We start from the raw sequence: 13,598 nt of genomic DNA on the forward strand, positions 1-13,598 counted from the left end.
AACAAAAGGGGCCGGATCACCTTCACAACTGAAGGTGATCCGGCCCCCGCGCACTCCGTGGGGGAGGGCTTAGCCCATGTACAGGCCACCGTTGACCGGATAGTCGGCACCGGTCACATACGAGGCTTCATCCGACGCCAGCCACGCGCACAGGCCGGCCACTTCCTCGGGGCGGCCCAGGCGGCGAACCGGCACCGAGGCGGCCAGCCGGTCCAGCACATCCGGCGGGAAGCTGCTGATCGCCTGGCTGGCGATGTAGCCCGGCGACAGCGTGTTGACGGTGACCCCGCGCGACGCAACTTCGGCAGCCAGCGCACGGCTGAAGCCATGCATCGCGGCCTTGGCGGTGGCGTAGTTCACCTGGCCGATCTGTCCCTTGTGGGCACTGACCGAACCGATGTTGATGATGCGGCCCCAGCCCCGCGTGGCCATGCCGTCCACCACCTGCTTGGTCAGGTTGAACAGCGCGTTGAGGTTGGACGCGATCACCGCGTTCCAGTCCTCCACCGTCATCTGCCGGAACAGCAGGTCGCGGCTGCCGCCGGAATTGTTGACCAGTACATCCACCTCGCCGACTTCGGCGCGGACCTTGGCGAACGCCGCGCTGGTCGAGGCCCAGTCCGTCGCGTTGCCTTCGGAGGCGATGAAGTCGAATCCCTGTTCGCGCTGCTCGCGCAGCCAGTTGGCCTTGCGCGGCGAGTTCGGCGCGCAGCCGGCAACCACGGTGTGGCCGCTGCGGGCCAGGCTCTGGCAGATGGCAGTGCCGACACTGCCCATTCCACTGGTGACGTAAGCGATTCGAAGCGTCATTGCAGAAGGCTCCTTGGCAAAGGGTCAGGCGGCGAGGGGATACAGGCCGAACAGCAGGCTGCCGACCATCAGCAGCATCGAGATGGCGATGGCCCACTTCAGGGTGAACTTCTGGTGGTCGGCGAATTCGACCTTGGCCAGGCCCACCAGCAGGTAGGTGGACGGCACCAGCGGGCTGAGCAGGTGCACCGGCTGGCCGGCCAGCGAGGCGCGCGCCATTTCCACCGGGGTGATGCCGTAGTTGCCAGCGGCCTCGGACAGGATCGGCAGCACGCCGAAGTAGAACGCGTCGTTGGACATGAAGAAGGTGAACGGCATCGACGCCACCGCCGTGATCACCGCCAGGTACGGGCCCCACGATTCCGGAATCACCGCCAGGAAGCTGTGCGACATCGCTTCGACCATGCCGGTGTTGTTGAGGATGCCGGTGAAGATGCCTGCGGCGAAGATCAGCGACACCACCGACAGCACGTTGCCGGCATGGTTGACCACGCGGCGGCGCTGCTCGGCCAGGTTCGGATAGTTGATCACCAGGGCGATGGCGAAGCCGACCATGAACAGCACTGGCATCGGCAGCACGCCGATGATCAGCGCGGTCATCAGTGCCACGGTCAGCGCCAGGTTCACCCACAGCAGCTTCGGGCGCTTGATGTCTTCGGCGTCTTCCACGGTCGGCAGCGGGTTGCTGTCATCGGACACGCTGTTGTCCATCCAGCTGCCGCCCTTGGGCAGGGTGACCACGCCGAGGCGACGGCGTTCCTTCAGGCCCAGGTACCAGGCCAGCAGCAGCACGCCGGCACAGGCGATCACCATCGACGGGATCAGCGGCACGAACACGTCGGCCGGGTCCACGTGCAGCGCGGTGGCCGCGCGTGCGGTCGGGCCGCCCCACGGGGTCAGGTTCATCACGCCGCCGGCGAGGATGGTCACGCACGTCATGTTCAGCGCGTTCATGCCCAACCGCTGGTACAGCGGCAGCATCGCCGAGACGGTGATCATGTAGGTGGTCGAGCCATCGCCATCGAGCGAGATCAGCATCGCCAGCACCGCGGTGCCAAGCACGATCTTCATCGGGTCGCCCTTGACGAAGCGCAGGATCACCCGCACCAGCGGATCGAACAGGCCGGCGTCGATCATCACCCCGAAGTAGAGGATGGCGAACATCAGCATCACGCCGGTCGGCGCGATCTTCTTGATGCCCTCCAGCATCATCTCGTCGATGCCGGCACCGAAGCCACCGATCAGCGCGAACAGGATGGGAATGGTGATCAGGGCGACGAGCGGCGACAGGCGTTTGCTCATGATCAAGTACATGAACGTAATGACCATGCCAAAGCCGAGGATGCTCAGCATCATCTGCGGACTCCTTGCGAAAACAGGACGTGGGGAGTGGAAGGGGCCCGGGCGGAATGCCCGGAATGTCGGGCCTAGAAGTCGTACTGCAGGCGGCCGGTGACCGCGCGCGTGCGGTCCACCGTCACCCCGGCCAGGCGATCACGGTTGCGGCTTTCGATCACGTTGAGCATGAAGCGCAGGTTGTCGCGCAGGTACCAGTTGCCACCCAGTGTCCAGGCTTCGGTACTGCCGCGACGCAGGTCCGGCGCACCGTCGAGATGCTGCGCGCCCCACATCTGGTCGTAGCGCAGCGCCACTTCGAAGGCACCGGCCTTGTGCCGGATGTCCTTCACCCGCGCGAATCGACCGGTCTTGCGGTCGTAGGCACGGCTTTCGCCGGTGACGAACCAGCTGAGCATGCCGTAGGCCGCCATTACATCGCCGCGCTGCGCGCCGTCGTCGAAGGTGGCGCCACTGAACTCGCCCTGCCACGACAGCGGGCCGCGCACCTGCGCGTATTCCAGCGACCACTTGTTGACGTCGGTATCGCGGCCGGCGGAGAAGTCGACCAGGGTCAGGCGGCTCTCGTCCGACAGATGGCCGGCCGGGCGCGGGCGGATGCGCAGGCCGGGCACGCCGTTGGCGCCGGGGTTGTCGTAGGCCTCGCGGGCCAGCGACAGGCCCAGGTGCAGCACGTCGCCATCGCTGGGCGAGGGTGCCCAGGTGACGCGGCCACCGGCGGCGCGACCCTTCACCTGCCAGGCGTCGATGCTCTCCAGGCTGTAGAGGCTGGCCGCCCAGGTGAAGTCACCGGGGTTGGCCTGCCAGGACGCACCCAGGCGGTACAGCGGCGCCAACGTGGTGCCGGCGTTGCCACGTTCCAGGAAGCTGCCGTAGTTGGAGCTGGTGCGGTCATCCAGCGAGAAGTACTGCTTGAACTGGCCCACGGTCAGCTTGCCGGCCTTGCCGAAGCTGCGTGCCAGGTACACGTCCTTGGCCTCGACGCGGTCGCCGGAGAAATCGGCTTCCAGCTTGTAGTCGACCACGAAGAACTTGCCGGACACGTCAACCCACGCACGGCGGATTTCGGTGTCGTCCTTGTTCGGGGTGCCCCGGTTGTCGTTGTCGAAGGTGGCGAAGTCCAGGTGCAGGCGACCACCCAGGGTGGCGGTGACCGGACGGTCGTCTTCGGCGGCGAAGGCCGGCGCCGACAGGGCAGCCAGCGCCATCATGGCGGCAGGGCGCCGCCAGGCAAACGTGAATTCCACAAACCCTCCCAGGTGCGCGCCAGGCGCGCGGCAATCGTGGGCACCGGACGGTGCGCGGCCGCAGTCTGGGTCGGGCAAGCTGTCATCGTCCTGTCAACGGATTGTGCGGTGCAGCGTAAAGCGGCCCGCTGCTGCCTCCGGGCGGGGGCCGGCGAGCGCGACAGCGGCATGCGGTAGCATTCGTTTCCCCTCCCACCCCCGTGCCCATGCGCCTGCTGCTGGTCGAAGACAACCCGGATCTGGCCGATGCGATCATCCGCCGCATGCGCCGCAGTGGGCATGCGGCGGACTGGCAGGCCGATGGCCTGGCGGCGGCCAGCGTGCTGCGCTACCAGAGCTTCGACCTGGTGGTGCTGGATATCGGCCTGCCCAAGCTCGATGGCCTGCGCGTGCTGGCCGGCATGCGCGAGCGCGGCGACAGCACGCCGGTGCTGATGCTGACCGCGCGCGATGGCATCGAAGACCGCGTGCAGGCGCTGGATGTCGGCGCCGATGACTACCTGGGCAAACCGTTCGATTTCCGCGAGTTCGAAGCACGCTGCCGCGTGCTGCTGCGGCGTGCGCGTGGGCAGGCCAGCGAAGTGGTGCAGATCGGCGGCTTCCAGTTCGATAACGCCGCGCACCGGGTCAGCCTCAACGGTGAACCGATCGAGCTGCCCAACCGCGAATACCGGCTGCTGGAGATCCTGGTCGGCCGCCTCGGCCAGGTGGTCGGCAAGGACGAAATCGGCAACGGCCTGTTCGGCTTCGACGACGAAGCCGGTCCGAATGCCATCGAATTGTATGTGGGTCGCCTGAGAAAGAAGCTGGCAGGCGCACCGCTGCGTATCACCACGGTGCGCGGCGTTGGCTACCTGCTGGAAGCCAGTGACGGCAGCGCCGACGCCGATGGCTGACGCGCGTACCGCGAATGCCGCACCGGGCTCGCTGCGGCGCACGTTGCTGCTCTATCTCGGCGCGTTGCTGGCGGTGTTCGCGGTGGCCCTGCTGTTTGCCGCGCGCGGCTATGGCCAGCGCGCCGCCAACCGTTCCTACGATCACCTGCTGGTGTCCTCGGCGTTGTCCATTGCCGATTCGGTGGCCCTGGTCGATGGCCAATGGCAGGTCGATCTTCCCTATGCCGCGCTGGACCTGCTGGCGATGGCTCCGGAAGACCGTGTGTTCTATCGGGTCGCCGACAGTCGCGGCAACCTGATCACCGGCTACGGCGACCTGCCGGCGCCACCGCGCCGGCCCGGCCCGCAACCGCAGCTGTTTGATGCGGCGTACAGCGGCGAGACCGTGCGCTTCGTGGTCGTCGGCCGCAGTTTCGCCGCCGCGTCGGCGCAGGGCGAGGTGCAGGTGCAGGTCGGCCAGACCCGGCGTGCACGTGAAGCGGTTGCGCAGGACATGGTCAACCGTGCATTGCTGGCGATCGGTGTGCTGTCCGGGCTGCTGCTGGCGCTGGTGGCCTTTGGCGTGCACCGCGCGTTCCGGCCATTGGTGCGGGTGGAACGCGAGCTGTCGCGCCGCGAGCCGTCCGATCTGAAACCGCTGGATGCGCGCGTGCCGCGCGAGATGGACCAGATGGTGGCGGCGTTGAACCGCTTCATGGAACGACTGTCCAGCAGCAACGAGACCTTGCGCGCGTTCATGGCCGAGGCCGCGCACCAGATGCGTACGCCGTTGGCTGCCCTGCGCGCGCAGGCACAGCTGGCGCTGGATGACGACGACCCCGAGGACATGCGGCGCAGCCTGCAGGCGATCGAACGCAATGCCACCCACATGAGCCGGTTGCTGAACCAGCTGCTCAGCGATGCCAGCGTGATCCATCGCTCGCATCTGCAGCGCTTTGCAGCGGTGGACCTGGCCGAGGCCGTGCACCAGGCCCTGCATGAGGCGCTGCCGCAGGCAGGGCCGGCACCGCGCGTACAACTGGCGATGACCGCCGAACCCGTGCAGGTGCACGGTGATGCGCTGCTGCTGCGCGAGGCGATCAAGAACCTGGTCGACAACGCCCTCAAGTACGGCGGTGACGGCCCGTTGCAGATCGCGTTGACCGTGGAAGGCGGGCAGGCCGTGCTGACCATCGCCGACCACGGTGCCGGCATTGCCGCCGCCGATGCCGAACGCGTGTTCGAGCGCTTCGCCCGTGGCGAAGGCGCGCCGTCCGGCGGCGCCGGGCTTGGCCTGGCCATCGTCAAGCGCGTGGTCGACAGCCATGGCGGTCGCATCGACCTCAGCAACCGTCCGCAGGGCGGGCTGGTCGCCACCATCCGCCTGCCCCGGAGCAGTCCATGATCCGCCTGTTCGCTGCTGCCGTTGCCTTGCTGCTGGCCCTGCCGGTGCTTGCAGCACCGGGCGACGTGCGCCGCTTCCCGGCCCAGGCAAAGGCCACTGCGCAGCTGCGCATCCACGGCACTACCGACATCGAAGTGTTCGCGGTAGTGATTGCCGACTACCAGCGGCTGCACCCCGGCACTGAGGTGGTGTACGAGGACATCATCACCCAGGACCTGTACGCGCGGTACCTGCACGACCGCGGCGGACCGGCATCGCCGGACCTGCTGATCTCCAGCGGCATGGACCTGCAGACCAAGCTGGTCAACGACGGCCACGCGCTGCCGCATCGTTCGGCGCAGACCGCTGCGCTACCGGCCTGGGCGCAGTGGCGCAACGAGGCCTTCGGCATCAGCTACGAGCCGGTGGTGATGGTCTACAACACCCGCGCACTGCCGGCTGCGAAGGTGCCGCACACGCGTCGGCAACTGCTGGACCGGTTGCGCGCGGAGGGGGCACCACTGCGCGGCAGGGTCGGTACCTATGACATCGAGCGCAGCAGCGTCGGCTACCTGTTGTCTACCCAGGATGCACAGCGTGGCAGCATCGCCGGCGCGTTGCTGGGCGCGCTGGGCGACAACGACGTGGTGCGCGAGGAGCGCACCGGCGTGCTGCTGGACCAGGTGGCCAACGGCCAATTGTCGCTGGTCTACAACGTGCTCGGCTCCTACGCGCAGGCGCGCATCGACGCGGGTGCGCCGCTGGCGATCGTGGAGCCCGAGGACTACACGCTGGTGGTGCTGCGTACCGCGGTGATTCCACGTACCGGCCCACACCCGGAAGAAGCCCGGCGCTTCCTCGACTACCTGTTGTCACCGCGTGGCCAGCAGGTGCTGTCGCGCGAGGCACGGCTGATGCCGATCGTGACCGGCAACGCACGTGGCGACGATGCGCCCGGCCGCAGCCGCCGTCCGATCCAGCTCGGCCCAGGCCTGCTGGTGTACCTGGACGCGCTCAAGCGCCGCCAGTTCCTGGATGCCTGGCGCAGCAGCGTGGAGCCGGCAGGGCGCTGAGGCTCCGGCCTGCCCGTACAATGGCGGCATGAGCGAATACACCATCCTGATCGCCGATGACCACCCGCTGCTGCGTTCGGCGGTGGTGCAGTCATTGCGGCAGAGCCTGCCGCTGGCGCAGGTGCGCGAGGTCGCCAGCGCCGAGGCATTGGCCGAAGCGCTGGATGCCCACCCGGATGTGGACCTGGTGCTGCTGGACCTGACCATGCCCGGCGCGCACGGTTTTTCCGCGCTGCTGCACGTGCGCGGCTCGCATCCGGACATTCCGGTGGTGATCCTCTCGTCCAACGACCATCCGCGGGTGATCCGTCGTGCTCAGCAGTTTGGCGCCGCTGGCTTCATCCCGAAGTCCGCCCCGGCCGAGACCATCGGCGAGGCGGTGCAGGCGGTGCTCGATGGTGGCCTGTGGTTCCCGGCGATGGCCGCCGAACGCTCCGAGGCCGACGCACTGCTGGCCAGCCGTCTGGCGCAGCTGACCCCGCAGCAGTTCCGCGTGCTGCTGTGCCTGGCCGATGGCCTGCTCAACAAGCAGATCGCCTACACGCTGGGGTTGGCCGAGAACACGGTGAAGGTACATGTCACTGCGATCCTGAAGAAGCTCGAATGCCACAGCCGCACACAGGCGGCGGTACTGGTGAAGGCGCTGGAGCCTGAGGGCGACGCCGGCATCGGGTTGTAGTTTCCAGCCAACGGCGCAGCCCCTCGTGGGTGGGTTTGGGTTGGTCGCTGAAAGCAGAAGCTGCGAGCGGGCCGGTCGAGTTGGGTGCGCGGGGGACGCCGTGAATCCGTCCCTGGAGGCTTGGCAGCCGCATCCATGCGGCTGACACCCCCGCGCACCCAACCCGACCGGCCTCTGACAGATTTCGGTGGCCTGTCACCCACGGAAGAGAAAAGAAGATCAAAAGCAAAGGCAGCCTGGCAGGCCATTTTTCGTAGAGCCGAGCCCACGCTCGGCTGCTTTCCGGCCCGTCCGTGAGGCCGAGCATGGGCTTGGCTCTACACGAGCAAGCGCAGCGCGCGACCCGCTTTTGATCTTTTTTCTTCTCCGAGGGTGGACGCGCACGGAACGTGTCCGTGGCCGGGCAGATGGGCTGCACAGGGGCGTGAGCCGCATGGATGCGGCGACCGAGCTTACAGGGACGTACTTGCAGCGGCCCCTGTGCAGCCCATCTGCCCGGCCCCACCGATGAACTGCTTTGTGCGACCACCCACGAGGGGCTGCGCCATTGGCTGGAAACTACCCGCGATGCCGGATCAACAACTGGCTCATCAACGCCCGCAGCGCCGGCGGCTTCACCGGCTTGGCCATCATTCCCCAACCGCGCTCGCCGGCCATCTCACGCAATCCCGCATCGCGCTCGGCGGTGACCAGCACCACCGGCGGGCGCGCTTGCCACAACTCGGCCAGCGTCTCGTACAGCACCGGCCCGTGGTGATCGCCCATGCGCACATCCAGCAGCACCAGCTCCGGCACCGCGCCTGTTGCCGCCAGCTGCAGCGCCGCCTGCGGGCCGTCGGCCAGCGCCACCTCGCAGCCCCAGCGCTCCAGCAGCGCGCGGCTGGCGGCGCAGACGTGCGGATCGTCGTCGATCACCCACACCCGGCGACCGCGCAGCGGATTGTCCGCGGCCGGTTCCTGCACCAGCACCGGCACAGGAGCAGTAGCGGGAATCGCGCTGGCTTCGCCGAACGGCACGCCCACCGCGAACACGCTGCCCTGGCCCAGCTGCGAGCGCAGGCGGATCGGGTGGCCGAGCAGCCGACCGATGCGGTCGACGATTGCCAGGCCAAGGCCGGCGCCGCGCTGCTGGCCGTCGTGCAGGCGGCGGAACTCCTCGAAGATCTCGCCCTGCAGTGCATCGGGAATGCCGGGGCCCTGGTCGTGAACTTCGATCCACAGCAGGCCTTCGCGGCGACGGCAGCCGAGCAGCACGCGGCCACGTTCGCTGTAGCGCAATGCGTTGGACAGGAAGTTCTGCAGGATGCGGCGCAGCAGCGCTTCATCGCTGACCACCACCGCAGCGGTATCGACCCAATCGACCACCAGCCCACGTGGCTGCGCGGCGATGCCGAACTCGCGTGCCAGCGTCTGCAGCAAAGGCCCGAGCCGGAACGCCTGTACGCGCGTGGGCAGGCTGCCCGATTCCAGGCGCGCGATATCCAGCAGGCTGTTGAGGATCGCATCCTGCGCGGCCAATGCAGCATCGATGTGGTCGCTGGTCTGTTGCTGCGCCGGGTCACTCAGCTTGCCGCGCAGCACCGAGACGAACATGCGCGCCGCGTTGAGGGGCTGCAGCAGGTCGTGCACGGCCGAGGCAACGAAACGGGTCTTGTAGCGGTTGGCCTGCTCGGCTTCGCGGCGTGCTTCTTCCAGATCATGGGTGCGCTCGGCGATGCGGTGCTCCAGCGCATCGGCCAACGAGCGCAGTTCGCGCGCGGCGTTCTTGTAGCTGGTGATGTCGGCATAGCTGGTGACGAAGCCGCCGTCAGGCAGCGGATTGCCACGGATCTCCAGCACCGTGCCGTCGTCCTTCTCGCTCTCGCGCATGTGCGGGCGGCCGCTGCGCAGGTGGTTCAGGCGGCGCTCGATTGCTTCATCGACGGGGCCCGGACCGAGCAGGCCACGGCGTGCGTTGAAGCGGAACAGTTCCTCGATCGGCCGGCCGACGCGAACCAGATCCTGTGGGAAACGGAACAGTTCCAGGTAGCGCGAGTTCCACGCGACCAGGCGCAGTTCGCGGTCGATCACCACCACGCCCTGCGGCAGGTGTTCGAGGCTGCGGCTGAGTCCGCTGTCGGCGTCGGTGGCCGCCTGCAGCAGGCCATCCTGTGCGGTGCGCAGTTCCTGTGCGTGCTGCTTGAGCAGGGTTTCCAGTTCGCGGCGGCTGCGCAGGCGATGCTTGGCCAGGCGTCGGCGCTGCTGCACGAACAGCACCAGGAAGCCCAGCGCCAGCCACGCGGCACCGCCGGTGAGGGCGGCCGCGCGACCGGCGGCGGTGGCGGCGCTGGCGTCGTGCAGCAGATGCAGGTTCCAGCCTTCGGCGGGCAGCGGTAGGCTTTGCCACAGCATCGGCTGCGGCAGTGCGGGATCGAGCAGGCGCACCATGCGGCCACCATCGGCAAGCACGTCTTCAGTACGCGCGCGCAATGGCTGCAATGCGCGGTCGGCGTATTGGCGGGCGTCCAGCATTTCGCGGCGCTCATCGGCGCCCAGCGGGCGCAGCAGGCGGTAGCGCCAGCTGTCACGGTTGGCCAGGAACACCACGTCATGGTCGTCGCTGGCCAGCACCACGTCCGGGCTGCTCAACCATTCCTGTTCCAGCGCCGACAGCTCGACCTTGATCACCACCACGCCGAGCCGCTTGCCATCTTCCTCGATGGCCTGCGACAGGTAGTAGCCGGGTACGCCGGTGGTCATGCCGATGCCGTAGAAGCGGCCGCGGCCCTGCGCCAGTGCCTGCCGGTAGTAGGGGCGGTAGCTGTAGTTCTCGCCGACGTTGCTGGTCGGCTGGTCCCAGTTGCTGGCCGCCACTGCCACGCCGTCGTGGCCGACCAGGGTCAGGGTCGAGGCACGGGTGACTTCATTGGCGCGTTGCAGCTTGAGGTTCAGCCGCTGCTGTTCGGTGGGCGAGGGCGGCACACGCAGGGCGTGCAGCAGATCCGGATCCAGCGCCAGTACCTGCGGCAACGTGCCGAAGCGGTCGATGCGCTGCTGCAGGCCCTGGCCGTACAGCTGCAGCTGGCGTTGCACCTGGCTGCTTTCCTCGCCGAGGGCGCGCCGCCAGGCGTAGTGGCCGGCGGCGACCGCACAAAGCACGGTGCCTCCGACCATCACCAGGATGGTCAGCAACAGCATCCGGTGGCGGCTGAGCCAGTACATGGCGGCAGTCTACGCAGGGCCGGCGGGCGTGACGTGCACGCCCGCCGGGATCTGACGTGGAAGGGGTCAGAAGTGCATCTGCGCGCGCAGCTCGAAGATCTCCGGCGTGCTGTGCACACCGCGACGGCTGGCGTCGACCTTCACGTAGTTGGCCTGGAACTTGAAGTGGCTGGTCAGGTACCAGTTCGCGCCCAGGGTCAGGTCGTGCTGGCGGCCACCCAGGATGCTGCCATCGTCCAGGTCCATGCGGCTGTAACGGGCCACCAGTTCCACCGCGCCGTAGTCGTGCGCCGGCTTGATGTTGGCCACGGCACCTGCGTTGTACGGGCGCGACTCGCCGGTCAGCACCCAGCTGGCCATCGCGTACTGGCCGCTGCCGGTGTAGTCGGGCTTGCCGTCATGGCGGGTGACCGTGGCGCGCAGGGCTTCGGCCTGCAGCGAGAACGGGCCGCGGATCCAGATGCCTTCCAGGCCGGTGCGGCGGATCTGGTCGGCGGTGACCAGGGCGCCGGAATCGACGTAGCGGATGTCGGTCAGGCCGGCTTCCGGGCGTGCGCGAAGGCGCGCGCTGGCCTCGTGGTGCACGTCACGGCCATCGCTGTAACCGCGCGGATTTTCCTGCGAGTAGGCCAGTCCCAGGTGGATCACGTCACCGGGCGCCTTCACCGGGGTCCACACCGCACGTACTGCCTGGGTGGTCCCGGGGTTGTCACCCTGCAGGTCCTTGCCGCCATAGGCGCCGGCCTGCAGCAGGTACTGCGGACGCTCCAGCACCCATTCCACGCCGGTGCGGCGGCCTTCGTAGAAGGCCTGCACGGGCAGTGCGGTTTCCAGGAAGCTGCCGGCGCGCGAAGAGGTGTTCGCATCCAGGCCGACCGGCGTCTTCATGTAGCCGAAGCGGAAGCGACCGATGTCGCGGCCGAAGAAGGCCTTGCTCTCGAAGCGCACGAACACGTCCAGCCAGGTATCGGACTGGAAGTCGTAGTAGACCATCGCGTCGTAGACGCCCTTCTTCTTCAGCGTCGCACCGAACTCCTTGCGGCGCACGGCGTCGTCGTCCTCCAGGCCGCTGCCCGAGGAGAAATCGTTGTAGTCGTAGGCGATGTTGGCGGTAGCGGCCAACTCGGTGCCGTCGCCGAAGGCGTACTTGGTCGGCCAGTTGTCGAAATCGGCAGCCGAAGCGAAGGCGGGAAGCGCGGCCAGCGACAGGGCCAGCAAGGTGGGAATCGGGCGCATGTTGGGTGCGGCTCTCTCAGATTGCGTGTGGACAGGACAACAACGGCCGCAGGGGCCGAAACTTTCGCAATGACGCGCCCGGCCGTTCAGCACGGGCCACCGGCCTCCCCAGGATCGGGCGGTGCGGCGCCAGTGTAGGCATCGCCGCCACCTGAACCGGGGGGCTAGTACCAATAGGTTATCTGCGCCGGCGTGCCCGGCGCGTACAAAGGCGTCCATTGGTCGCACCTCCTGCGCATGCAGCACAGGGCCTGCGATCAGTTTCCACGGTAACGGTTCCCGTGCTGTCCCGGGGCCGTACGTGCCTGAAAACGCCACTTCCGGAGTCCGCCATGCACATCCCGACCGCAGCCCCGGCGCCTGCAAAGCCGTTGCCGATCTATCGCCAGCTGTATTTCCAGGTGATCGTGGCGATCGTCCTGGGCGCCATCCTCGGCCACTACGAACCGCTGATCGGCGAGAAGATGAAGCCGCTCGGCGATGCCTTCATCAACCTGGTGAAGATGATCATCGCGCCGGTGATCTTCCTCACCATCGTCACCGGCATCGCCAGCATGACCCACCTGCGCACGGTGGGCCGGGTGTTCGCCAAGGCGATGGCGTACTTCCTGTTCTTCTCCACGCTGGCACTGATCGTGGGCATGATCGTGGCGCACGTGGTGCAGCCCGGCGCCGGCATGAACATCAACCCGGCCGAGCTGGACCAGACCGCGGTGCACAGCTACGTCGAGAAGTCGCACGACCTGACCCTGGTCGGTTTCCTGATGGACATCATTCCGAAGACGCTGGTGAGCGCCTTCGTCGACGGCAACATCCTGCAGGTGCTGTTCATCGCGGTGCTGTTCGGCATCGCGCTGGCCTCGGTGGGCGAGAAGGGCAAGCCGATCCTGAACTTCCTGGAGGCGCTGGTCGCCCCGGTGTTCAAGCTGGTGCACATCCTGATGAAGGCCGCCCCGATCGGTGCCTTCGGCGCCATCGCCTTCACCATCGGCAAGTACGGCGTCGGTTCGCTGGTCAACCTGGCGTGGCTGGTGGGCTCGTTCTACCTCACCGCGTTCCTGTTCGTGGCGGTGATCCTCGGTGTGGTCTGCCGACTGTGCGGCTTCTCGGTGTTCAAGCTGGCGCGCTACCTGAAGGCCGAGCTGCTGCTGGTGCTGGGCACTTCCTCGTCGGAGTCGGCGCTGCCGTCGCTGATGGAGAAGATGGAACGCGCCGGTTGCAGCAAGTCGGTGGTGGGCCTGGTGGTCCCGACCGGCTACTCGTTCAACCTGGACGGCACCAACATCTACATGACCCTGGCGGCACTGTTCATTGCCCAGGCCACCAACACCGAACTGACCCTGGGCCACCAGATCGCCCTGCTGCTGGTTGCCATGCTCAGCTCCAAGGGTGCGGCCGGCGTCACCGGTGCCGGCTTCATCACCCTGGCCGCCACCCTTGCCGTGGTGCCGGAGGTACCGGTGGCCGGCATGGCGCTGATCCTGGGCGTGGACCGTTTCATGAGCGAATGCCGCTCGCTGACCAACTTCATCGGCAATGCGGTGGCCACCGTGGTGGTTTCGCGCTGGGAAGGCGCGCTGGACCGCAACCGCCTGCAGCTGGCGCTGGATGGCCGCGAAAGCGAGCTGCCGCCGCCGGTGGACGCACTGCCCGAGGCGCTGCCGGCCAAGGGCTGACCCAGGTGTGTGGTACCGCGGGGCCGATCACGACAGTGGTACGGCCCCGCGGCGTTTCAGG

Annotated in this window: 10 protein-coding genes; 5 read left to right on the forward strand and 5 right to left on the reverse strand. The window is 67.6% G+C overall.

Annotated features, from left to right (window positions below):
• Window positions 1-69 precede the first annotated feature (69 nt).
• The 3 genes from phbB to AC5P9F_RS05220 all read right to left on the reverse strand — a co-directional run bounded on the left by phbB (window position 70) and on the right by AC5P9F_RS05220 (window position 3,377).
• On the reverse strand, window positions 70-810 hold the full coding sequence (gene phbB / locus AC5P9F_RS05210) for an acetoacetyl-CoA reductase (RefSeq protein WP_005419193.1): 741 nt from the start codon (window positions 808-810) through the stop codon (window positions 70-72).
• Window positions 811-834: 24 nt separating this feature from the next.
• A complete protein-coding gene (locus AC5P9F_RS05215; protein WP_012481220.1) occupies window positions 835-2,163 on the reverse strand; it encodes a CitMHS family transporter in 1,329 nt (442 codons plus the stop codon).
• A 74-nt stretch (window positions 2,164-2,237) separates the two neighbouring features.
• Window positions 2,238-3,377: an OprO/OprP family phosphate-selective porin gene (locus AC5P9F_RS05220; protein ID WP_049448331.1), complete on the reverse strand. Its 1,140-nt coding sequence runs from the start codon at window positions 3,375-3,377 to the stop codon at window positions 2,238-2,240.
• 242 nt (window positions 3,378-3,619) lie between these two features.
• Here AC5P9F_RS05220 and AC5P9F_RS05225 point away from each other — a divergent pair, with 242 nt between their 5' ends.
• Genes AC5P9F_RS05225 through AC5P9F_RS05240 form a run of 4 tightly spaced genes read left to right on the forward strand, consistent with a single transcriptional unit; the run spans window position 3,620 to window position 7,424 of the window.
• Complete coding sequence (locus tag AC5P9F_RS05225) at window positions 3,620-4,309, forward strand: response regulator transcription factor (RefSeq protein WP_062605673.1); 690 nt, start codon at window positions 3,620-3,622, stop codon at window positions 4,307-4,309.
• A complete protein-coding gene (locus AC5P9F_RS05230) occupies window positions 4,302-5,693 on the forward strand; it encodes a sensor histidine kinase (RefSeq protein WP_024958492.1) in 1,392 nt (463 codons plus the stop codon). Before AC5P9F_RS05225 ends, AC5P9F_RS05230 begins: the two co-directional genes overlap by 8 nt.
• Complete coding sequence (locus AC5P9F_RS05235) at window positions 5,690-6,745, forward strand: ABC transporter substrate-binding protein (RefSeq protein WP_043034044.1); 1,056 nt, start codon at window positions 5,690-5,692, stop codon at window positions 6,743-6,745. The genes AC5P9F_RS05230 and AC5P9F_RS05235 overlap by 4 nt, the downstream gene beginning before the upstream one ends.
• A 28-nt stretch (window positions 6,746-6,773) precedes the next feature.
• Window positions 6,774-7,424, forward strand: coding sequence for a response regulator (locus AC5P9F_RS05240; RefSeq protein ID WP_005414428.1), 651 nt, complete (start codon window positions 6,774-6,776; stop codon window positions 7,422-7,424).
• Between the two features lie 558 nt (window positions 7,425-7,982).
• Here AC5P9F_RS05240 and AC5P9F_RS05245 read toward each other — a convergent pair.
• A complete protein-coding gene (locus AC5P9F_RS05245; RefSeq protein WP_087802431.1) occupies window positions 7,983-10,625 on the reverse strand; it encodes a hybrid sensor histidine kinase/response regulator in 2,643 nt (880 codons plus the stop codon).
• A 66-nt stretch (window positions 10,626-10,691) separates the two neighbouring features.
• The gene (locus AC5P9F_RS05250; RefSeq protein ID WP_005414426.1) at window positions 10,692-11,861 is read right to left on the reverse strand and encodes an OprO/OprP family phosphate-selective porin; all 1,170 of its coding nucleotides are present in this window, start codon (window positions 11,859-11,861) and stop codon (window positions 10,692-10,694) included.
• Window positions 11,862-12,193: 332 nt separating this feature from the next.
• On the opposite strand from AC5P9F_RS05250, the gene AC5P9F_RS05255 reads away from it, so the two are divergent.
• The gene (locus AC5P9F_RS05255; RefSeq protein ID WP_005410972.1) at window positions 12,194-13,537 is read left to right on the forward strand and encodes a dicarboxylate/amino acid:cation symporter; all 1,344 of its coding nucleotides are present in this window, start codon (window positions 12,194-12,196) and stop codon (window positions 13,535-13,537) included.
• The last annotated feature ends 61 nt before the right edge of the window (window positions 13,538-13,598 follow it).

Source organism: Stenotrophomonas sp. YJH_SMC_4 (genome assembly GCF_059371575.1).